This window comes from Arsukibacterium sp. UBA5043 (assembly GCA_002415085.1).
Lineage (GTDB): Bacteria > Pseudomonadota > Gammaproteobacteria > Enterobacterales > Alteromonadaceae > Alishewanella.
Genome location: DIBV01000002.1, coordinates 29,775 through 50,993, shown reverse-complemented (window position 1 = coordinate 50,993; position 21,219 = coordinate 29,775). Strand labels below are relative to the sequence as shown.

Annotated in this window: 20 protein-coding genes and 2 tRNA genes; 14 read left to right on the top strand and 8 right to left on the bottom strand. The window is 49.5% G+C overall.

The genetic code is table 11. The annotated features are described in order from the left end of the window. The first annotated feature begins 68 nt into the window (after positions 1-68). On the top strand, positions 69-1,454 hold the full coding sequence (locus tag B2Q61_RS02360; RefSeq protein ID WP_290621144.1) for a DUF4397 domain-containing protein: 1,386 nt from the start codon (positions 69-71) through the stop codon (positions 1,452-1,454). Between the two features lie 115 nt (positions 1,455-1,569). Here the strand turns inward: B2Q61_RS02360 and B2Q61_RS02355 are convergent, their stop codons facing one another. The 5 genes from B2Q61_RS02355 to minC all read right to left on the bottom strand — a co-directional run bounded on the left by B2Q61_RS02355 (position 1,570) and on the right by minC (position 5,250). Next, complete coding sequence (locus tag B2Q61_RS02355; protein WP_290621145.1) at positions 1,570-2,547, bottom strand: MDR family oxidoreductase; 978 nt, start codon at positions 2,545-2,547, stop codon at positions 1,570-1,572. A gap of 43 nt (positions 2,548-2,590) precedes the next feature. After that, positions 2,591-3,217: a TetR/AcrR family transcriptional regulator gene (locus tag B2Q61_RS02350; RefSeq protein ID WP_290621146.1), complete on the bottom strand. Its 627-nt coding sequence runs from the start codon at positions 3,215-3,217 to the stop codon at positions 2,591-2,593. Between the two features lie 195 nt (positions 3,218-3,412). Further along, entirely contained in the window at positions 3,413-3,673 is a 261-nt protein-coding gene (gene minE, locus B2Q61_RS02345) for a cell division topological specificity factor MinE (protein ID WP_097110232.1), read from the bottom strand. Positions 3,674-3,676: 3 nt separating this feature from the next. After that, a complete protein-coding gene (gene minD / locus B2Q61_RS02340) occupies positions 3,677-4,486 on the bottom strand; it encodes a septum site-determining protein MinD (RefSeq protein ID WP_290621147.1) in 810 nt (269 codons plus the stop codon). 11 nt (positions 4,487-4,497) lie between these two features. Further along, positions 4,498-5,250 (bottom strand): septum site-determining protein MinC, encoded by a 753-nt coding sequence (minC, locus tag B2Q61_RS02335; RefSeq protein ID WP_290621148.1) that lies wholly within the window; start codon positions 5,248-5,250, stop codon positions 4,498-4,500. Positions 5,251-5,393: 143 nt separating this feature from the next. Between minC and B2Q61_RS02330 the strand changes: the two genes are divergently transcribed. The 10 genes from B2Q61_RS02330 to B2Q61_RS02285 all read left to right on the top strand — a co-directional run bounded on the left by B2Q61_RS02330 (position 5,394) and on the right by B2Q61_RS02285 (position 15,964). After that, entirely contained in the window at positions 5,394-5,675 is a 282-nt protein-coding gene (locus B2Q61_RS02330) for a YcgL domain-containing protein (RefSeq protein ID WP_290621177.1), read from the top strand. Position 5,676: 1 nt separating this feature from the next. Further along, positions 5,677-6,777, top strand: coding sequence for a lytic murein transglycosylase (locus B2Q61_RS02325; protein ID WP_290621149.1), 1,101 nt, complete (start codon positions 5,677-5,679; stop codon positions 6,775-6,777). A 3-nt stretch (positions 6,778-6,780) separates the two neighbouring features. After that, complete coding sequence (locus B2Q61_RS02320; RefSeq protein ID WP_290621150.1) at positions 6,781-7,443, top strand: fumarylacetoacetate hydrolase family protein; 663 nt, start codon at positions 6,781-6,783, stop codon at positions 7,441-7,443. A 2-nt stretch (positions 7,444-7,445) separates the two neighbouring features. Next, on the top strand, positions 7,446-7,940 hold the full coding sequence (locus B2Q61_RS02315; protein WP_290621151.1) for a YcgN family cysteine cluster protein: 495 nt from the start codon (positions 7,446-7,448) through the stop codon (positions 7,938-7,940). Between the two features lie 17 nt (positions 7,941-7,957). Then, positions 7,958-8,575, top strand: a complete 618-nt coding sequence (locus B2Q61_RS02310) for a mechanosensitive ion channel domain-containing protein (protein ID WP_290621152.1) — start codon at positions 7,958-7,960, stop codon at positions 8,573-8,575. Between the two features lie 76 nt (positions 8,576-8,651). After that, positions 8,652-12,065 carry a chromosome segregation protein SMC gene (gene smc, locus B2Q61_RS02305; protein ID WP_290621153.1) on the top strand — a complete coding sequence of 1,138 codons (3,414 nt, stop codon included), beginning with the start codon at positions 8,652-8,654 and terminating at the stop codon, positions 12,063-12,065. A 20-nt stretch (positions 12,066-12,085) separates the two neighbouring features. Beyond that, complete coding sequence (gene zipA, locus B2Q61_RS02300) at positions 12,086-13,006, top strand: cell division protein ZipA (protein ID WP_290621154.1); 921 nt, start codon at positions 12,086-12,088, stop codon at positions 13,004-13,006. A gap of 64 nt (positions 13,007-13,070) precedes the next feature. After that, positions 13,071-15,104, top strand: a complete 2,034-nt coding sequence (ligA, locus tag B2Q61_RS02295) for an NAD-dependent DNA ligase LigA (protein WP_290621155.1) — start codon at positions 13,071-13,073, stop codon at positions 15,102-15,104. Positions 15,105-15,106: 2 nt separating this feature from the next. Next, the gene (locus tag B2Q61_RS02290) at positions 15,107-15,439 is read left to right on the top strand and encodes a DUF3392 domain-containing protein (RefSeq protein WP_290621156.1); all 333 of its coding nucleotides are present in this window, start codon (positions 15,107-15,109) and stop codon (positions 15,437-15,439) included. Positions 15,440-15,460: 21 nt separating this feature from the next. Further along, on the top strand, positions 15,461-15,964 hold the full coding sequence (locus B2Q61_RS02285) for a DUF2919 family protein (protein ID WP_290621157.1): 504 nt from the start codon (positions 15,461-15,463) through the stop codon (positions 15,962-15,964). Here the strand turns inward: B2Q61_RS02285 and B2Q61_RS02280 are convergent. After that, on the bottom strand, positions 15,961-17,595 hold the full coding sequence (locus tag B2Q61_RS02280) for a response regulator (RefSeq protein ID WP_290621158.1): 1,635 nt from the start codon (positions 17,593-17,595) through the stop codon (positions 15,961-15,963). The two genes, B2Q61_RS02285 and B2Q61_RS02280, sit on opposite strands and share 4 nt — an antisense overlap. Positions 17,596-17,824: 229 nt before the next feature. On the opposite strand from B2Q61_RS02280, the gene B2Q61_RS02275 reads away from it, so the two are divergent. Together B2Q61_RS02275 and B2Q61_RS02270 are read left to right on the top strand one after the other, a co-directional pair. Continuing rightward, a complete protein-coding gene (locus tag B2Q61_RS02275; protein WP_290621159.1) occupies positions 17,825-18,496 on the top strand; it encodes a type 1 glutamine amidotransferase domain-containing protein in 672 nt (223 codons plus the stop codon). A 118-nt stretch (positions 18,497-18,614) separates the two neighbouring features. Next, positions 18,615-19,058: a CBS domain-containing protein gene (locus B2Q61_RS02270; protein WP_290621160.1), complete on the top strand. Its 444-nt coding sequence runs from the start codon at positions 18,615-18,617 to the stop codon at positions 19,056-19,058. A gap of 274 nt (positions 19,059-19,332) precedes the next feature. Here the strand turns inward: B2Q61_RS02270 and B2Q61_RS02265 are convergent. Both B2Q61_RS02265 and B2Q61_RS02260 read right to left on the bottom strand, forming a co-directional pair. After that, positions 19,333-19,408, bottom strand: a tRNA-Val gene (locus tag B2Q61_RS02265). A 118-nt stretch (positions 19,409-19,526) separates the two neighbouring features. Continuing rightward, positions 19,527-19,602 (bottom strand) — tRNA-Val (locus tag B2Q61_RS02260). Between the two features lie 203 nt (positions 19,603-19,805). On the opposite strand from B2Q61_RS02260, the gene gltX reads away from it, so the two are divergent. Continuing rightward, positions 19,806-21,218, top strand: a complete 1,413-nt coding sequence (gene gltX, locus B2Q61_RS02255) for a glutamate--tRNA ligase (RefSeq protein WP_290621161.1) — start codon at positions 19,806-19,808, stop codon at positions 21,216-21,218. Position 21,219 lies beyond the last annotated feature (1 nt).

Below are 21,219 nucleotides of genomic sequence, written 5' to 3'. Positions count from 1 at the left end.
AAAATCTGATCCTTTTCAGTTTTTAATGGCGTAACCCTTACGCAACTATTAACTGAAGGGTAATAACCATGAAAGGAATACTAAAATTTGCCGTACCGGCTGTTTTAACTTTATCACTTGCGGGTTGTTTTGACAGTGATTCAGAATTGCCAACGCCGGTTCCGCCGCCATCGCCGCCAGTAGTGGATGCCACCTTACGGGTAGTGCATGCCTCATTTGATGCGCCAGCTGTCAATGTCAGTGTTAACGGCGATGTCGTTATTGAAAATCTGGCCTATGGTAACAGCTCGGAGAATTTCAGTTTGCCGCCAGCTGATTATGCAGTCGCGGTCGACGCAATATTGCCGGGTGAAGGTAATACTGCGACAGTGATAGATGTGCCTGAACTGGCCCTTGCCGAAGCAACCAACTACAAAGTCTTTGCCGTTGGCCTGGTGGCCGATGAAACCCTGGCGCCATTGGTAGTCACCTCAGATGTGGCTGAGCTGGCTGATGGCAACGTCCGGTTGCAGGTTGTGCATGCAGCGTCTACTGCCCCTGCGGTAGATATTCATGTCACTGCGCCAGACGCAGAGCTGGGTGCGCCGCTTACCACACTGGCCTTTACTGAATTTACCGACGCACTGGATGTGCCGGCCGGCGATTACCGGGTGCGGATCACCTTACCCGGTACTGACACCGTGGTATTTGACAGCAACACCCTGGAGCTGGCTGGAGGTACTGATTTAGTTGTAGCGGCTATCAACAGCGAGTACTCAGGTGCATCACCGGTATCGCTTATTGCGGTTACACCTGAAGGCGAGGTACTACCTATTCTGGACGATAGTTCAACCTCATCACTGCGGGTGGTGCACAATGTGTCTGACGCACCGGCGGTTGATGTCGTGGTAAACGATAACTTCACCGAGCCACTGGTATCAGACTTAGCTTTCCCTGATTTCACCGGCTATGTGACTCCGGCACCAGGTGATTACAATGTAAAAGTTACAGTAGCCAATACCGAAACCGCAGTGATTGATGCTGATGTAACCCTGGATGCAGGCGCGTTTTATACAGTGCTGGCTGTAGGCTCATTAAGCGATGCTGACGACTTTGCGATTGAGCCACTAATTCTGATCGACAATACCCGTACTGTAGCCACTGAAGCCCGGGTTCGGATTATCCATGGTTCTACTCTGGCCGGTAATGTTGATATATATGTTACTGCCGATGGTGATATCAGCGACGCTATGCCGGCTTTCAGTGATGTAGCCTTTAAAGCTGAAACGGGTTATGTGCCGCTGGCCGCGGGTGAGTACTTTGTAACGGTAACCCCAACAGGTACCAAAACCGCTGCCATTGAAACCGGTGCCCTGATGCTGGAGGCCAATAAAATTTACACCGCTATTGCCCGCGATGGTGCTGGCTTAATGGGGGTAGGTTTAACAGTAATGGATGGTTTTGTTGCTGAGTAAGCTGCAAACAAATACACCACTTTCACGGTTCTGAATAAACGGTTCTGATTAAGTAGTAACACTAAAGCCCGCAATTGCGGGCTTTATTATGGCTGAAGCGGGGTAAATACAATAATCAGATTTTTACGATGACCCGGCCCTGTAGTTTTCCCTCTAATAACGCAGAGGCGGTATCTATTACCTCATCTAACGAAATAACGTGGCTGATAGTGTCAAAGTCTTCCGGGCTGAGTATGTCACTCAGGCGCTGCCATGCCTGCACCCGATCAGCTAATGGCCGCATCACGCTATCAATACCATATAACGTCACTCCGCGCAGGATAAATGGGGCAACAGATGACGGAAAATCCATACCCTGAGCCAAACCACATGCCGCAACGGCACCGCCATAGCGGGTGCTGGCACAGGCATTAGCCAGGGTGTGGCTCCCCACACAATCTACCACACCGGCCCAGCGCTCTTTTTGCAGTGGTTTGCCGGGCTCACTGAACTGTGAGCGAGGTAAAATATCCACTGCGCCTATTTTTTTCAGGTAGTTGCTTTCCTCTGGTCGGCCTGTTGCCGCTACTACCTGGTAACCCAACTTACTTAATATACGCACAGCATAGCTGCCTACGCCACCATTCGCTCCGGTTACCAGTATTTCACCATGCGCTGGCGTAATGCCATGCTTTTGCAGTGCTAATACACACAGCATGGCGGTGTAACCTGCCGTACCTACCGCCATGGCCTGTTCCGGGGTTATGCCGGCTGGCAGTGGGATCAGCCAGTCGCTTTTCAGGCAGGCTTTCTCTGCCAGGCCGCCCCAATGCCCTTCGCCTACGCCAAAGCCATTTAGCAGTACCTTATCACCCACATTAAAACGATCGGAGTCAGATTGCAGCACTTCACCCACCAGATCAATGCCCGGCACCAGCGGGAAGCTACGCACCACCGGGGCCTTACCCGTTATCGCCAGGGCGTCTTTATAATTAATGGTACTGGCGATTACTTTAACAGTAACATCAGCCACAGGCAGTTGTTGTTCGTCCACGTCGCTTAATACTGAGCGATACCCTTGTTCGTCTTTATTAATCAGAATGGCTTTAAACATATATTTCTCCGTTGAAATGGCTTGCTTGGATGTAATGTTAAAATCAGCTTTGCAGCTGCTGCAGAAAAAACTGGCCAAACTGGCGCAGCGGTAAGTCAGAGCTCAGTAAGCGGGCACGTGATACGGCACCCTCCCAGCCTATCCAGAATACTTCTGCCAGGTATTTACACTCTTTGTCGGCAGTTATTTCGCCGCTTGTATGCGCCTCGCGCAAACAAGCGGCAACCTTGTTTTGCCAGCTTGTATAAGTATCCATAATGGCCTGGCGAAAAGCCGTGGGTAACTTTGTTACCTCACCTTCTAAATTGCCAATAAGACAGCCGCGGTTGTAGTCGTATCTGGCCATACTTGCGCTGGCATCCGTCATAAAATTATTTAACCGCTGCAGCGGCGCCACGCTGTCATCCGCAAGACTACGGTCTAACTTAGTTTCAAAATACTGCCGATATTCCTGAAGCACCTGCAAACCAAAGTCTTCCTTGTTATCAAAGTGATGATAGAAAGAGCCTTTAGGGATCCGGACTGAGCGCAAAATGCTATCAAGACTGCTTTGATTAAAACCCGAGGTTGTTAACCACTTTAAACCGGCCCGAAGCAACACAGCTTTAGTGTCAGTGGGCGCGTCTGTGCATGTTTTTGGCCTGCCGCGACCGCGTTTTAGACTGTCCATAAGTAGCCTTACTGGTTTTACTTTATTTAGACTGATTGGTCTAAAATAGGCTATGTTGTATTAGTTTGCAAGTGGGTAACGAAATGAGGTGGCGGTAAAACTGATGGGGTAAGCCAGAGCTGGCAGCTTAATGGAAGAGTAAAAACATAAAAAAACCCGCGTTGCGCGGGCTTTTCTCAATGCGTCGTCCGACGCTTAGCGCTTATCATCCGGGAAGGTGACGTTAAGCTCCAGTACCGAGATCTGGTCACCACGCTGCTCCAGCGAGACGGCAATTTGATCAGCCGGAATATCGACATATTTGCGGATAACTTCCAGAATATCGCGCTCTAACTGCGGCAGATAATCCGGGCCATTACGTCGCTTGCGCTCGTGCGCCACGATAATTTGTAACCGCTCTTTCGCAGTATTGGCGGTGTTTTTCTTAGTTGAGCGAAAATAATCCAGTAATGACATCAGTTAACCTCCAAAAATCCTTTTAATAAAGCCCTTTTTCTCCACGTTCAGAAAACGGAATGGTACCTGCTCGCCCAGTAAGCGCTTTATGGTATCGAGATAAGCCTGGCCGGCATCGCTTTCTTTATCCAGGATAACCGGCTGGCCAGAGTTAGACGCATTTAACACGGCCTGTGATTCCGGAATCACCCCCACCAGCTCAATCGCCAGGATTTCTTTTACGTCTTCAACGCTGAGCATTTCGCCTTTTTCGACCCGTTCCGGATTATAACGGGTGAGCAGTAAATGCTCCTTAATGCCTTCCAGCCCTTGTTCGGCACGGCGTGATTTACTCGATAACATACCCAGAATACGGTCTGAATCGCGCACTGACGAGACTTCCGGGTTAGTCACCACTACGGCCTCGTCGGCAAAATACAACGCCATCATGGCGCCGGATTCAATACCGGCTGGTGAGTCACAGATAATAAAGTCGAAGTCTTTCGCCAGCTCGTTTAGTACTTTTTCAACACCGTCACGGGTAAGCGCATCTTTATCGCGGGTTTGCGAGGCCGGTAAAATAAACAGGTTATCAGTACGTTTATCTTTAATCAGAGTTTGCTTTAAATTGGCTTCGCCGTTGATCACATTAACGAAGTCATATACCACCCGGCGCTCACAGCCCATAATTAAATCAAGGTTACGCAAGCCGATATCAAAATCGACAATAACGGTTTTATGGCCAGCCAGCGCCAGGCCGGTACCAATAGCCGCACTGGATGTGGTTTTGCCAACACCGCCTTTGCCCGATGTAACCACAATAATTTTTGCCATAGTGACGATCCTTACACTAATTCAGTGATGACTAAGCTATCGTCCTGCATCTTAATGCAGGCTGATTTGCCCCAAAATTTGTCCTGCAAACTGTCGCTGAGCCAGTAGTTTCCAGCAATAGACACCAGTTCTGCCTGCAGGTTATAACAATAAATACGCTTACTGGTATCGCCGTTGGCGCCGGCGATAGCCTTGCCTCTAAGCGAACCATAAATATGAATATTGCCATCGGCAATCACTTCGGCGCCGGCGCCAACAGCCCCTTTAACGATGAGATCGGTGCCTTTGGCATAGATTTGCTGGCCTGAGCGCACAGTTTGCTCCACTACTTTACTGTCCATTGTTACCGATGCAGGTACAGTGGTGCTGGTATTACTAACCTTCGCGTTATCAGTAACGTCAGTTGTGCTTAGTGTGGCAGGTTGCAGGGGGGCGGCGGATGTCTGGCTTTTACCATTCGCTTTGCCTGCTTGCAGTACTGCCAGGCCCGCAGCATGCGCGGCTGTTTTCTGCTCCGGATTGGCGGCGGTTACGCCAACCAGCACCAGTTTCAGCTCGACAAACAGGTTTTTCAAGGCAGTAAAGTCAGGGATCTGGTTAACATTGCTCAGGTTGAGCACAATTGGAGCCTGCAAAAAAAAAGCAGGCGCTTGCGCCAGCTTGGCGCTTAACAATTGCTGCAAGGTTGCTGCGCTTAAATCAGCACAATGCAACACTGACATGGGAAATAAACTTCCTTTCAGCTCTAACGAATTATCAGACATAAAACTATCGGCGCACGCGTTATTTTTATCACTGCGATAAGCAGTATTATTTATGCGCCTGGCCGTTGAGCCAGTGCGCATTACCTGTGCTTCATGTTATAGTTTCGCCCTCTGTTAGGCAAGGTAGCGAAGACCTTTTATTGATGTTATGTGTTGTTTATAAAAGCCCACGTAAAGAGGGCACTTACCTGTATGTTGAACGCCGTGATGATTTTGGCCCGGTACCGGCTGCTTTGCTGACCACATTTGGTAAACCGCAGCTGGTGACGGTATTTAATCTGGCAAAGCGGGAACATTTAGCCCTGGTGGATATTCATAAGTTACGAACTGCGCTTAGTGAGCAGGGGTTTTATTTGCAATTACCACCTCCACCTGAAAACCTGCTGGCTCAGCATAAAGCCAGTATCCAGACAGAAAAAGGTTAATATGAAATTAAAATTAGCGCTAAAACACATTGGCTTACCTGTATTAATAGCTAGCGGTCTGCTAACGGCTGGCGGCAGTTTCGCTGCTACCAGTCAAACCACTAATCAGTCTGAAACCACTAGCCAGCCTGAAACCGCGGCGGCTGAACAACCGGCAAAACCAAGCTTTGAGCAATATACCGCTGCCCTGCGTCAGGAAGCTGAGCAGAAAGGCTATGACAAGGCGCTGCTTGATGACGTATTCAGCTCGTTAACTTTTCACGAGCGGGTGGTAAAAGCCGATCAGAGCCAGCCTGAAGTTGTGGAAACACTCAGCACTTACTTACCGAAGCGGGTAAGCGAGATCAGGATCACGATGGCCCGTGGTTTTTATCAGCAATATCTGCCACAGCTGGAAAAAATAGGTGAGAAATATGGCGTGCAGCCGCGCTTTATCGTCGCCCTCTGGGGGCTGGAGAGCAGTTTTGGCCGCTTTATGGGCACTTATTCTATTCCATCGGCGTTAGCCACGCTGGCTTATGATGGCCGGCGCGAAACGTTTTTCCGGCAGGAGTTTTTTAATGCACTGGATATTCTGGCCGAGGGCCATATCAGCTTTGCCGATATGAAAGGGTCCTGGGCCGGCGCGATGGGGCAGAGCCAGTTTATGCCAAGCTCATTTTTAGCCTATGCTCAGGACGGTGATGGTGACGGCAAAAAAGACATCTGGACCAATCAGCTGGATGTGTTTGCCTCTATTGCCAATTATCTGAAAAACCAGGACTGGGATAACAGCATTACCTGGGGCAGGGAAGTAATATTGCCCGAAGGGTTTGACACCAGCCTGGCGATCCAGCGCGGCAGCCTGGCGCGCAGTGCCTGGTTAGGCCGCTGGAATGATTCGGCCCGCAGTCTGGCCAAATGGAATGAATTAGGTGTCCGGCGCTTAAATGGCACAGCGTTGCCTGAGCGTCAGATGCAGGCAGCATTAATTTTGCCAGATGGCGATGCAGGCCGGGCCTTTTTAGGCTATGACAACTATAAAAGCCTGATGCACTGGAACCGCTCTTATTATTTTGTTACCAGTGTCGGCCATCTGGCTGATCAGATTATTGCCGAGTAAACCATGAATTATTCTCATCAGCACGTTGACGGTAGCAACATCGCGTTGCCCGTGGGTAAAGTGGTGTGCATTGGTCAGAACTATCAGGACCATATTGCTGAAATGCAAAGTAAAACTGCGCCCGAAGCGTTGTTTTTTATCAAGCCCAGTACTGCGTTACGCCCTCTGGCGCCGGCTTTTACTATACCAGGTGGACGCGGCGCGGTGCATAACGAGCTGGAAATCGCGGTACTCATCAGCCAGCAATTGACGAATGCAACCTCGGAGCAGGTGACAGCGGCGATCTGGGGATATAGCCTGGCACTCGATTTAACCCTGCGTGAGGTGCAAGCCAGCCTGAAACAGTTGGGCCGGCCATGGGAAGTGGCGAAAGGTTTTGATGGTGCCTGCCCGGTTGCGGGTTTTGTGCCGGCTGCCGATGTTGCTCATCCACAGCAACTGGATTTTAGTTTGGCGGTAAACGGGGTAGAGCGACAGCATGGAAACAGTGCCAACATGATTAAAGGAATAAGCCAACTGATTAGTGAAATGACCCAACATTTTACCCTGCTGCCAGGCGACATGGTACTGACCGGCACCCCGGCGGGCGTCGGACCGCTGCAATCAGGCGATCAGCTGCAACTGCAACTGGCCGACTTTTTCATTGTTAATACAAAGGTAAGTTAGGTATGGCTTTAGCAGAGCGTTATTGGGAAACAAAAACCCTCGATGAAATGACTAACGAGGAGTGGGAAGCGCTTTGCGATGGTTGTGCCAAATGCTGCCTGAATAAATTTATTGACGATGACGAAGAACAGGGGCCAACCAGTGTTATTAAAGCTGATGAGCAGGTGCACTATACCAATATTGCCTGTCGTTATCTGAATAGTCACAAATGCGAATGTACCGAGTATAGTCAGCGAACCGTGCTGGTACCCGATTGTATTCAACTTACCAAAGGGAACCTGAAAGATATTTTCTTTATGCCCACCAGCTGCGCTTATCGGCGGCTGCATGAAGGTCGCGGCTTACCAAGCTGGCATCCGTTACTTAATAACGGTAAAAAAAGCCTGATGCATAAAAAACAAATGTCGGTACGTAATAAGGCGATTTGCGAAACTCACGTTGATCTGGATAATTTTGAAGACTATATCGTCCGCTGGCCACTGAACGATTTAGATTGAGTAGCAAGGAATTTACCGTGTCTTTTTTCGAATACAGCCAAAATTTGCTCCGCCATTTTAACCCGGTAACCATACAGCTTATTATCACCGTGTCGGTGGTAATACTGTATTTTATTATCAGTTACCGGGTTATGCCGCTACTGTATCAAATCATCGCCAACAGCCGTTTAAAGGCTGATATGAATAAGCGCGCTGCGGCGGTATTTCATATTCTGCTGGTGCTGCTGCTGATTGTAGTGCTCAGCGTGATATGGGGTGTGGATATCCGTGGCTTGCTGGTACTGGCGTCATCCATGATCGCCGTAATTGGTGTGGCATTATTTGCGGCCTGGAGTTTACTCAGCAATATCACTGCTTTTTTTATTTTGCTTGGCCAGAAAGCCTTCGCCAAAGGCATGGACGTGCGGGTGATTGATGGCGGCAACCACCTTGAAGGACGGATTGTCGAAATTAATCTGTTTAGCACGGTGCTGCAAACCAAAGATAACGAACAAGTGATTTACCCAAATAATTTGCTCGTTTCAAGGCCTGTAGTGGTGTTCGCCCGAAAAAGCCGCGCAGCGGTTAAAATCACAGTAGCAGAGAAAGCACAGCGTTGGCGCCGCAAGAGCTTTAGCACGCCGAAGTCTGACTGATTTTTGCGTGACAGGTTATTTTGCTGCTGTTACATTTTGCTGATACGCATACCAATAACAATAATACCGGGCACTGATGCGCTTAAAACATATTAAACTGGTGGGCTTCAAGTCCTTTGTCGACCCAACACAGGTGCCGTTTCCTGAGCAAATGACCGCAGTAGTTGGCCCCAATGGCTGTGGCAAATCCAATGTCATAGACGCAGTGCGCTGGGTGTTGGGTGAAAGCTCGGCTAAAAATCTGCGCGGCGATGCGATGACCGACGTTATTTTTAACGGCTCAGGCCAGCGTAAGCCGGTATCGCAGGCATCAGTCGAATTAGTATTTGAAAATACCCAGGGCCGGCTTAGCGGCAATATGGCCGATCGTAGTGAAATTTCGATTAAACGGCTGGTTACCCGTGAAGCACAATCCAGCTACTTTTTAAATGGCAGCAAGTGCCGTCGTCGTGATATTACCGATATTTTTCTGGGTACTGGTCTGGGGCCCCGTAGCTACGCCATTATTGAACAGGGTATGATCTCGCGGCTTATTGAATCAAAACCGCAGGAATTACGGGTATTTATTGAAGAAGCCGCTGGTATCTCCAAATACAAGGAGCGACGGCGCGAGACTGAGAACCGGATTAAACATACCCGTGAAAACCTTGACCGACTGGCCGATGTGCGTGAAGAACTGGCCAAAAATATCGAGAAACTTAAACGCCAGGCCAGTACCGCGCAGCGCTACAAAGAGTTAAAAGCGCAGGAACGCAAACTTAAAGCCGAACTAACAACTCTCAAGTGGCTGCGATTTAATAACCAGCTGGTGGGCTTAGAGCAGCAGTTAGCAAGCCAGGAAACCGAGCTGGAAAAATATCAGGCTGGCATGCAGGGCGAGCAACGCATCCTGATTGAGCTAAAAGAGCAAACCACAGAGGCCAGGGCGCAAGCTGAGCAACAGCAAAGCCGCTTTTATCAGCTGGGGAATACCATTAGCAGGCTCGAGCAGCAAATTTTGCATCAGCGCCAGCAGCAGCAAATACTCAGTAACCAGTTGCAGCAAAAGCAGCAGGCACTGCGCGATAGCGAACAGTTTATCGCCAGTGAGCAAGCACTACTGAACGAGCTGACTGATCAGCAGCAACAATATGGCCCGGAACTTGAGTTAGGCGAAGCACAATTGGCAGAGCTGGAGCTGCAGTTGCAGCTGGCACAAGCTACCCTGGTTGAGCATCAACAGCAGTGGCAGCAGTGGCAGCAACACCATTTTAATTTGCGCCAGCAACAGCAACAGGCTCAGCTAGCCTGGCAAAGTGCCGACAATCAGGCACGTCAGTATCAAAGCCAGCTGACATTGCGCCAGCAACAGTTAGCACAGTTACAGCAGCAACAACCTACCGCACATGCTGACGAGATGGCGTCTCGGGCGCAGCAATTAACAACGCAGCGTGACGCCACACAGCATCAGGTTGAGCTGGCATTAGTCAGCACAGAGGATACGGCCGCTCAAGTTGCAGCAATAAAGCAACAGCTGGCCGCGCTGGTTACCCGACAGCATATTTTAAATCAGGAGCAGCAACGGTTAACGGCGCTTGATGAACGTCAGCAACACAGCCAGCAGGCTTTAGTGTCGCACTTGGCGGTGGCACCAGGCTGGGCTGCTGCGGTCGCTGCGGCGCTTGGTCCGCTGCAACACGCCAGCATTGGCAATGCTGATACTCTGCAGGATGATTTTAATTATGTCAGCCCGCTACGTTTGCAGGCTGCACCTGATACCCTGGCCAGTGTCATCAGTAGCGGCCATTATCCGGATTATTTTCAAAATATTTTCCTGGCTGACTCGCTGGCTGCGGCGCAACAACGGGTTGCAGCACTTGCGCCAGGGCAGTCGGTTGTCACGACTGCCGGCCAGTGGCTGGGACAGAACTGGGGCCACAGCAGTAGTAACGACAGTACTGACTCAGGTTTACTGCGCCGTGAACGCTTAGCCGCTATCAATGCTGAACTGACTGAGCTGGCCGCCGGTCAGGCGCTGGCAGAGCAGCAATTAACTGTAGCTCAGCAGGCACAAAGCCGTGCGCGCGAGGCATTAGCACAACAACAACAGCTGCTGGCTGGTATTCGGCAGCAGTTACAACAAGCCGATACCGAGCGTCAGCTGCACGTTCAGGCACAGCAGCTGGCTTATAAACAGCAAGTGCAGCTGGAGGCTGAATGTCAGCAGCTTAGTGCTAATCATAACGGGTTGATCGCTGAATTGGCATTACTGGACGAGCGCCAGCAACAGGCACAATTTATTTTAGACGAACACGCCGAAGCGGAACAACACCTGCAGCAGACACAGCAACAGGCACAGCTATCATTGCAACACAGCCGCGAACGGGTCGATCAGCATAAAGAGCTCTGCCGGCAACTACAAACGCAGCTCACTGTGGCCGAACGACAGCAGCAGGGATTGGCGCAGAATCTGCAGCGGGCACAATTACAACTGGCGCAACTGCGTGAGCAAATATTCACCCTGGAGCAGCAGCTCAATGAAAACGACGAGCCGGAAATTCTGCTGCAGGAACAATTACAGCAGGCGCTGCTAAGCCGGCAGGACGCCGAACAGGCGATGGTGGCAGCTACTGATAAGCTGGCTGGCCTAGAGCAGAAAATGCGTGAGCTGGAGCAGGGGCAACAAGGTATAATGCAACAGCTGAATCAGAAAAGGCAGCAACTTGAATCCCTGCGCCTTGATGCTGAAGGGTGTCGGGTCCGGGCCAACAATATGCTGGAACTGCTGCGCGAACAACAGGTCAATATAAAAGAGGTCATGCCACAGCTGGCAGCAGATGCTGAGGAAACGCTCTGGCAGCAACAGTTGGATAAAACTGTTGAAGCAGTGGTTCGGCTGGGGGCCATAAATCTGGCTGCCATTGACGAATATGAGCAACAGGCTGAGCGTAAACACTATCTCGATAGTCAGCACGACGACTTAACCGGCGCACTGGATACGTTGGAAACCGCAATCCGTAAAATTGATAAAGAAACCCGACAGAAGTTTAAAGAAACTTTTGAACAGGTAAACGAAGGCTTAAAGGGACTGTTTCCAAAAGTTTTTGGTGGCGGTAGTGCCTATCTGGATCTAACCGAAGATGATTTACTGGAAACCGGTGTTACTATTATGGCCAGACCACCTGGCAAAAAAAACAGTACAATTCATTTATTATCGGGTGGTGAAAAAGCGCTAACGGCCTTATCATTGGTGTTTTCCATATTCAGACTGAATCCAGCGCCGTTTTGTATGCTGGATGAGGTAGATGCACCGTTAGACGATGCTAACGTCGGCCGGTTTTGTAATCTGGTCCGGGAGATGTCGGAAACCGTGCAGTTTATTTATATTAGCCACAATAAAATTGCCATGGAAATGGCAGCACAGCTGATGGGCGTCACCATGCAAGAGCCTGGGGTATCGCGGGTGGTGGCTGTGGATGTGGATGATGCTGTCAAGCTGGCAGTAGCCTGATAACATAAAAAGGTACAACTATGGCTGATGAGTTGAGATTAGTATTAATTATTATCGGGGCGCTGGTACTGGGCGGCCTGTTTATTCATGGACTGTGGACGGTAAGAAAAAATAACCGTCAGACAAATCATCGCTATCATCCGGACGCTACGCCGACGGCTGCGCCTGAGCAAACTGAAGGGTTTGATGATCTGGGTGTTGGCCCGGTGCGGGTAGTAAAATCACGCAGCGGCGCGCCTGCGGCTCCTGAAACGACGCGCACTGAGCCGAAAATCAACCCATCGTCAGCCCAGCCAGAGCTCGCCCCTCAGGCCGGAAATAACCGGGACGTTAGCCGGCAACAGCCAGAATTCGATTTTGACGGCGCGGACGATAAAACCGAACCGGCTATTAATTTCAGTGCCCTGGCCGAAGATGAAAGCCCACGTCGCCAGCCTGCTGATACTGTGGCGCGCCAAGCAGATGCCAAGGCCGATGCGGGTGCAGTAGCGGAGCAAAAGTCAGCACATCAGCCCTCAGAAGTATTAATTCTGTATGTATTATTACCCGAAGGCCGCGACATTAAAGGCCCTGATTTGCTGTCGGCGCTATTACCCCTGGGCTTTAAATATGGTGACATGGATATTTTCCATCGTCATCTGGACAGTGCCGGCGGCGGTGATGTGTTATTTAGCCTGGCGAATATGTTTAATCCGGGCACTTTTGATTTAGAGCAGATTGATAAAATCAGTACCCGGGGGCTGAGCTTGTTTATGACCCTGCCCGGGCCGGGTGAGCCATTGCAGAATTTTAACTTAATGCATAATGCAGCAAAAAAACTGGCTGAAGAATTCGGAGGTCAGGTACTGGATGGCCAGCGTAGTGTATTAACGGTACAGACGGTTCGCCATTATGTTGATAAAATTCGTGAATTTCAGCGTCAGCAATTGATTCACGGCTAACGTCAGATATTAATTTAATACGGCAGGGCTTTCCCTGCCGTTTTTCATTCGGTAGTGAAAGTAAATGAGCGATTCAAAAAAAGCCAGAATTCTGGAACTAACAGAGCTGTTGCACCAATACTCTCATGCGTATTACAACTTAAACACCACTAGTGTCCCTGATGCCGAATACGACGAGCTGTTCGACGAGCTGGTTGCGCTGGAAGCGGCATATCCAGATTTTATCCAGGAACATTCACCCACGCAGCGGGTTGGCGCAAAGCCCCTTGATAAATTTAGCCAGTTTGAACATACCTTGCCAATGTTGTCACTTGAGAAAGCTAAAACCGAGGAAGAGCTCAGTCAATTTAATAAGCGTATATCAGAGAGTCTGGACTCGGAAAGTGAAATAACCTTTTGTTGTGAGCCAAAACTGGATGGGGTTGCGTTGAGTTTGCATTATCAGCATGGCCTTTTAAAAAGAGCGGTTACCCGGGGGGATGGTTTTACAGGTGAAGACGTCACGCAAAATGCCAGAACAATTAAATCTGTGCCATTAAAGCTGTTGGGAGATGAACATCCGGCAATGCTTGAGATCCGCGGTGAAGCCTATATCCCTCTTAGTATGTTTGCCCAAATGAATGATCGCTCGGGTGCCAGTGGTGAAAAGTTATTTGCTAATCCGCGCAACGCCGCCTCCGGCAGCTTAAGGCAGCTCGACGCTAAGATAGCGTCCTGCAGACCGCTGTCGTTTAGTGCTTATTCAGTTGGTGACGTTGAAGATACTCACACTCAGCTTGATCAGAGTAGTCACTACGCCAGACTACAGCAGCTGCAAAGTATGGGCTTAGCGGTAAGTCCGCTACTGAAAAAAGTAAAAGGAATTAGTGCCGTTATTGCCTATTGTCATGACATTCTGAAGCAGCGGGATCAGCTTGGTTTTGAAATTGATGGTGTTGTTATCAAGGTTGATAGTCTGGCGCAGCAGCAGGCACTGGGTTTTGTGGCCAGGGCGCCACGCTGGGCTATTGCTTTTAAATTTCCGGCGCAGGAGCAACTGACCACCTTGCTGGATGTTGAGTTTCAGGTGGGCCGCACCGGCGCGATAACCCCGGTGGCACGGTTAGCGCCAGTCGAAGTAGGCGGAGTTACCGTCAGCAATGCCACCTTGCATAACCAGGACGAAATTAACCGTCTGGGTATTAAAATTGGAGACACCGTTACCGTGCGCCGGGCGGGCGATGTTATTCCACAGATTGTCGCCGTGTTGCTTGAACGCCGGCCACCTCAGGCGCACGATATTGTATTTCCTGCAGCTTGTCCGGTATGCCATTCAGCCGTAGAGCGGGTTAGTGGCGAGGCGGTGGCGCGTTGCAGTGGCGGCCTGTTTTGTCCGGCCCAGTTAAAAGAGTCTATTAAGCATTTTGTCAGCCGTAAAGCGATGGATATTGATGGCCTGGGCGACAAGCTGGTAGAGCAATTAGTCGACCAGCAGTTGGTGAAAACCCCGGCGGATATTTACACCCTGGATATGCCGGCATTAATTGGCCTGGAGCGGATGGCAGAAAAGTCGGCATTAAAGCTGTTAAATGCGATTAAATCGTCAAGCCAGACCAGTTTGCCCCGTTTTATTTATGCCCTGGGTATTCGTGAGGTGGGAGAGGCTACCGCGCTTAATCTGGCGCAGCACTTTGGCAGCCTGCCAGCTATCGCTAATGCCACTGTGGAGCAGCTGCTGGCGGTTAATGATGTCGGTAATATCGTGGCAGAGCACCTGTTGAGCTTTTTTGCTGAGCCGCATAACCAGCAGGTTATCGCTGATCTGCAGCACGTGGGAATAAACTGGCCAGACATTACGGTGCAACAGGCTTCAGCACAACCGCTGGCGGGATTTACCGTGGTGCTCACCGGAACACTCAGTGCGATGGGTCGGGATGACGCCAAAGCCCGTTTGCAGCAGCTGGGAGCGAAGGTGTCAGGCTCAGTGTCAGCGAAAACCTATGCGGTTATTGCTGGTGACAATGCAGGTTCTAAATTGGCAAAAGCTAACGATCTTAATGTGCCGGTATGGACTGAGCAGCAAATGTTAGATCTTTTTAACCGTAACGGAGTGGCCTGAGCATGGAGCTGTTGTATCAGTTGCTAACAGACTGGGGCTTATTTTTCCGACCTTATATTCGGGATATCGCGCTGGCGATGGTAGCTACATGTCTGGTGGTATTTGGTGATGATATTAATCGTTTTATTCGCCGCCAGATTAGCAGCCTGCACTTTATCTGGCGCACTGGTATTTTTATCCTGGTGTGCGCCTTTGGTTATGGTGCTATCACTATTTGGTTAACCCCGGTTGTGGCGGGCTGGCTGGTGCGCTTAACCAACATAGAATTGCCCTGGGTTTGCCTGGCAATTTTTATAGCCCTTGGTTTGTTCGCCCAGCGTAAGCGCCAGGTTTAAGATGCACAGGATTGCAACAATATGAGCGCTCAGCACTACTGGCCACTGTTGGACAATAACGGACTACTGCAAATACCAATGCGCTTTTACGGCCTGTTGCTATTGTTACTGCGGCCTTATATCTGCTGGGTTGCAGAGCTGAGTATGATGCGATCCGAGCATAGCTTGCTCGGCCAGTTTTATCCGAGGCAGCACGATTTTCTAGTGGCCTGTCTGATAGCGCTGCCGCTAATGATATTGCTCGCTGCATTAAGTCAGCGAAAACCAAAAGGCCGTCGCTTCTGGTACTATTTGTGGCGTCCCGGACTGTGGTTGCTGTGGCTGGTAACCCTGGCTGATTTTGCGCATAGTGTCAGCGGCCTGGATGCAGATGTTATTCTCGACGCGCCCTGGCGATTAATCGCCCCCTCTTTGTTAGTCGTGGCGATGCTGTGGTTAGCATGCAGTAAAACCCTGCCGTTAATTTTTCAAGAGTGGCCTGAACAAATAAAACCTGATAACGATGCGGCTGCTAACCGCCCTTAATAAGTTTGATGATGTAAATGTTTTAGTTTAAGTTGCTGATACCGCTGTTGCTGCTCCTGTTTTAAAACACTGTTTTCGATTAATACCTGGCATTGATCCAGCAAACGTTGTTTATCTGAGGGGGCGCACAATGACAGTGGACTGGTCAACAGGGTTTGCCACAAGTTCAGGGCAATACCAGCATTTTTGGGCATCACCTTATAAGCTAAGCTAAAGGCATCAAAAGCCTCCTGCCAGTTACCCTGTTTGTACAAGGTTACCGCATTATTATTCAGTTCCCGCGGGCCAAGGCGCATTGCCAGCCGCTCTTGCTGTTCCTGCTGTAAATAGCGGTTAAAAAGCGGGTCTGCCAGTTGTCGCTGACAATGGTTGCTGATCTGGCGAAATAATTCAGCAGATGCCTGGCTTAATCCCACTTCATGCAATGCTTTGGCCCGGTCCAGCGCGCCCTCAACCGAGGTTATCTCCTGTAACGGTTCCAGGGTGCTGAGCATGGCCTGAGCTTTGTCTTTATGATCCTGCAAATACAATAACCTTGCCTGCAACACCTGTTGCTGGCTTTCCAGGGCAGTGTTGCTGCCACTGGCATACTGACGCTGCGCAGTGCTGAGTGACACCGCCGCCTGGCGATTTAAGCGACTGCTTTGCTCTTCATCATCAACGCTCAGGGCGTAGTCTATACTGGCGCGGGCCAGTGTCAGATATAAATCAGGTTGCTCGTACATCGAGTAACGGGCATATTTCACCATATCACGGGCAGCCCGGTACTGATTTTCATAGTCGTGGTTTATTCGGGATAACTGCAGTAATTTCTGCTGACGAAACATATTACGTGGTGCCAGCTCGGCAGCTTGCAGTAGGTGTTGCTGTGCCTGCTGATAATGCTGTTGTTTAAATTCCAGTTCAGCTAATAAATCCAGGGCGAATAACCGGCTTTCTGAGCGTTCCAGTAAGGCTTCCAGTTCAGAAAAGGCCTGTTGCTCTTTGCCCTGGGCTAGCTGACAACGCACCAACCCCATCCGGGCCCAGCTAAACGATTGAATATTGAGCATGGCTCGGAAAAACTTCTCTGTTGCGACATCATCGGCCTGCCGCAGTAAAATATCGCCCTTGAGGCGCAGCAATAACGGGAATAATTTATGCTGCCGGGCATCGGCCAGTTGTGAGTCTATTGCGACGAGTGCTTTGTTATCGTCCCTGGCATCAAGCGCCTGATACACCTCACGTAACTGTTGTTTGCGCCGTAATACCCGTTCAATCCGCAGCTGTAAATCTTTAATCACAAAGGGCTTGGCGAGAAATTCATCCGGTTGCAGTTCGATAACACTGTGCACCAGCGACGGGTCGGTTTCGGCACTGATAAAAATAATGGCACAGCTAAGTTGCTGCAGACCTTTGGCTTTAATTTCTTCATACAGCTGAAAGCCATCTTTACCCTGTTGCTGATTATGGGCGCAGATAATCAAATCGAACTGATTGTCCCGACACAGGTTTAACGCCACGTTCGCCCTTTCGGCCAGAAAAATATTCTGATAACCCAGTTGCTCCAAAGCAAAGCGGAAAAAGCCCTGAGCCAGACTTTGATCGTCTATTACCAGAATGCGTTCATCGCGGCGCGGCGCTGTGTTCATGCAGTATAGGGTTCCGACAGGGGATTAAATCACTTTGCTTACTATAGCAAGTTTTAGCTGGGGCAACAGCAGATCAATAATTGAATGCACACGCATTGTTATCTGCCGTTACCCTTGAACTCTGGGGTAAGTGATCCAATGTAAGTTACATAGGCTAGAACTAAGCTAGAATATAACCCGGAGTCAATACTACCTGAGCAGGGTACCACTTCGGATCAATGGAGGATTAATGAAAAAAGTACTGATATTTTTAACTAACCACGGCACCCTGGGTGATACCGATGAAGCCAACGGCACTTTCTCACCTGAGCTTACTCACGCGCTGGATGTGTTTCTTAAAGCTGATGTTTATTATGATTTAGCCTCTATAAAAGGTGGCAAAGCCCCTTTGTACGGCACCGACATTGAAGATGATAAGATAAACGCCAGTATTCTGGCCAATGAGGAGTTTCAGAACCGGATTAATAATACCCTGGTGGCATCAAAAGTTAATATTGATGATTACGATGCGATTTTTTATCCGGGAGGCTTTGGCTTGTTATCCGATCTGGCCAGCGATGAAAGCGTCGCCGTGTTAAGTGCCCGCCATTATGAACAAGGTGGTATATTGGCGGCAGTTTGTCATGGTCCGGCGGGCTTATTGCCGATTACCCTGAGCGACGGCAGAAAACTGCTTGAAGATGTGGTAGTCACTGGTTTTACCCGCGAAGAAGAAGTCGACTACGGCACTATCGACAAGATCCCATTTTTGCTGGAAGAATCATTGGCCCGGGCAGCGAAGCAGTACCGTAAAGGCCAGCCATGGGGCGAGTTAGTTATTGAAAATAACCGGGTGATTACCGGTCAGAACCCGGCCAGTGCCCACGCCGTGGCAGCCGCCCTGGTCAAACAGCTGGCGTAGCGTTCACCAAGCCGGTTTACAAAGAAAAAAACGTCCCGCTTCGGGACGTTTTTTTTTAGTGAATTTTTTAAGTTGTACGCTAAAGTATCATGATGGTATAAAAATTCAGGTACAAAGTATGTCGCTAGCGTCAATTATGAGCCGAAAAGTGTGCGCAACCACCGAGGATGCCAGTATGGCAAGTTTGCGAACCTTGTTTACAGAGACAAAGTTTCAGCATGTGCCAGTAATAAACAGTATGCAGCAGCCAATTGGTATCGTATCGGTGAAAGATTACTTTAAGGCCGTAAGCTCTATTGTGGATACGGCCTCAGAAAGTACGACTGAGCTATTTATGCAAAAGCGCAAAGTAGGTCAGATAATGTCGTCACCGGTAATTAGCGTGTCGCAAGATACCGGTATTTTACAGGCTGCTACTATGCTGGTGCAGCATAATATCAGTTGTTTACTGGTGGTTGACGCACAGCAGCATTTAATTGGCATAGTGTCATGGAAAGATATTATGCGCCGGATTGTGCAGGCCCAACAGAAAAAACAACAAGCATCACTGCAAAAGAAATAATGAGCCGCTGAAGAAGTGGTGGATTGTACTGGGATCGAGCTAGTGGCAACCGTGTCTTAGTAAAGAACGGGCGGTGCTTTCTTATGGTTTTATATAAAGAAGTGGTGGATTGTACTGGGTTGGAATGAGTGGCAACCGTGTCTTAGTAAAGAGAGGGCGGTGCTTTCGTATGGTTTTATATAAAGAAGTGGTGGATTGTACTGGGTTCGAGCTAGTGGCAACCGTGTCTTGGTAAGGAGAGGGCGGTGCTTTCGTATGGTTTTATATAAAGAAGTGGTGGATTGTACTGGGTTCGAACCAGTGACCCCCGCCTTGTAAGGGCGGTGCTCTCCCAGCTGAGCTAACAATCCACGGGAGATATACTAATATATTTTAAAAAATCAAATTGGTGGATTGTACTGGCTTAAGCCAGTTATCACCGTCTCGTCGTAAAGAGCGGGCGGTGCTCTTCATGATAAGACATCAAATTGGTGGATTGTACTGGGTTCGAACCAGTGACCCCCGCCTTGTAAGGGCGGTGCTCTCCCAGCTGAGCTAACAATCCACGCTGTTTGATGGCGCTCATTATAGGGAGCATGAATTTAGTGTCAACATTATTTTTTAAAAAGCAGACCGATTGCTGTAAAAGTAAACATCCGGGTGTTTTGCGATGAATTGGCCGCCTAATGCCGTTGCACGGATGGTGCATCCTTAGCCGAGCATTGTTACAATAGTGCCAACTCAGTTTTCGCCTATGTTGGATTAATTATGTCGTTAGTTACCCGTTTTGCGCCAAGCCCTACCGGTTATTTGCATGTTGGTGGTGCCCGTACAGCATTATACAGCTGGCTCTATGCCAAAAAGCGCGGCGGTAAGTTTATTTTGCGTATTGAAGATACTGATTTAGAGCGTTCAAATCAGGCTTCAGTTGACGCCATCCTGGAGGGCATGCAATGGCTGGGATTAGCCCATGACGAAGGCCCATATTACCAGACCCAGCGTTTCGATTTATACAAAGAAGTGGTTGGCCAACTGCTGGCTGCAGGCAAAGCCTATAAGTGTTTTTGTACGGTAGAAGAAGTCGATGCAATGCGTGAAGCGCAAATGGCTGCCGGTGAAAAGCCAAAATACAATGGCATGTGGCGCGATCGTACCGACCATCCGGCAGACAAGCCGTTTGTTATCCGTTTTAAAAATCCACAACACGGCGTGGTCGTCATTGACGACATGATTAAAGGCCGGATTGAAATCGCCAACAGCGAACTGGACGATTTAATTATCGCCCGCAGCGATGGTACCCCAACTTATAATCTTACAGTGGTGGTCGATGACTGGAAAATGGGCATTACTCACGTTATCCGGGGGGATGATCACGTCAACAATACTCCACGGCAAATGAATATTCTGGCAGCCCTTGGCGCAGACATTCCTAAGTATGCGCACGTGCCGATGATCCTCGGTGATGATGGCAAACGTCTGTCAAAGCGCCATGGTGCGGTTGGCGTTATGCAATACCGGGACAATGGTTTTCTGCCCGAAGCATTAATTAACTATCTGGTGCGGTTGGGCTGGTCGCATGGCGATCAGGAAATCTTCAGTAAAGATGAGCTGATAGAACTGTTTGATTTAGCAGATTGTAACCGGGCGCCTTCAGCCTTTAATACCGAAAAACTATTATGGTTAAATCAGCATTATATTAAAACCCTGCCGCCAGCGCGGGTAGCTGCAGAACTGCACTGGCATCTGACAGCACAGCAACTGGACACCAGTAGCGGGCCAGCAATTGCTGCTGTAATCAGTGTTCAGGCCGAGCGGGTGAAAACCTTAAAAGAGCTGGTAGAAGTCAGCCGTTATTTTTATGAAGACTTCAGTGAGTTTGAAGAAAATGCGGCCAAAAAGCACTTGCGACCGGTTGCTGCCGAGCCTCTGGCATTGGTCAGACAAAAGCTGGCTGAGCTAACCGACTGGCAATTAGAACCTATCCACCACGCCATCAATACTGCTGCTGAGCAGTTGGGTCTGGGCATGGGTAAAGTTGGCATGCCAATGCGGGTAGCGGTAACCGGAGGCGGTAATTCACCAGCACTGGACCAAACGTTATTGCTTATTGGTCGTGAGCGAACGTTGGCCAGAATAGATATGGCGCTGGAATTTATTAGTAAAAGGGCAGAGGCAAGCTAAT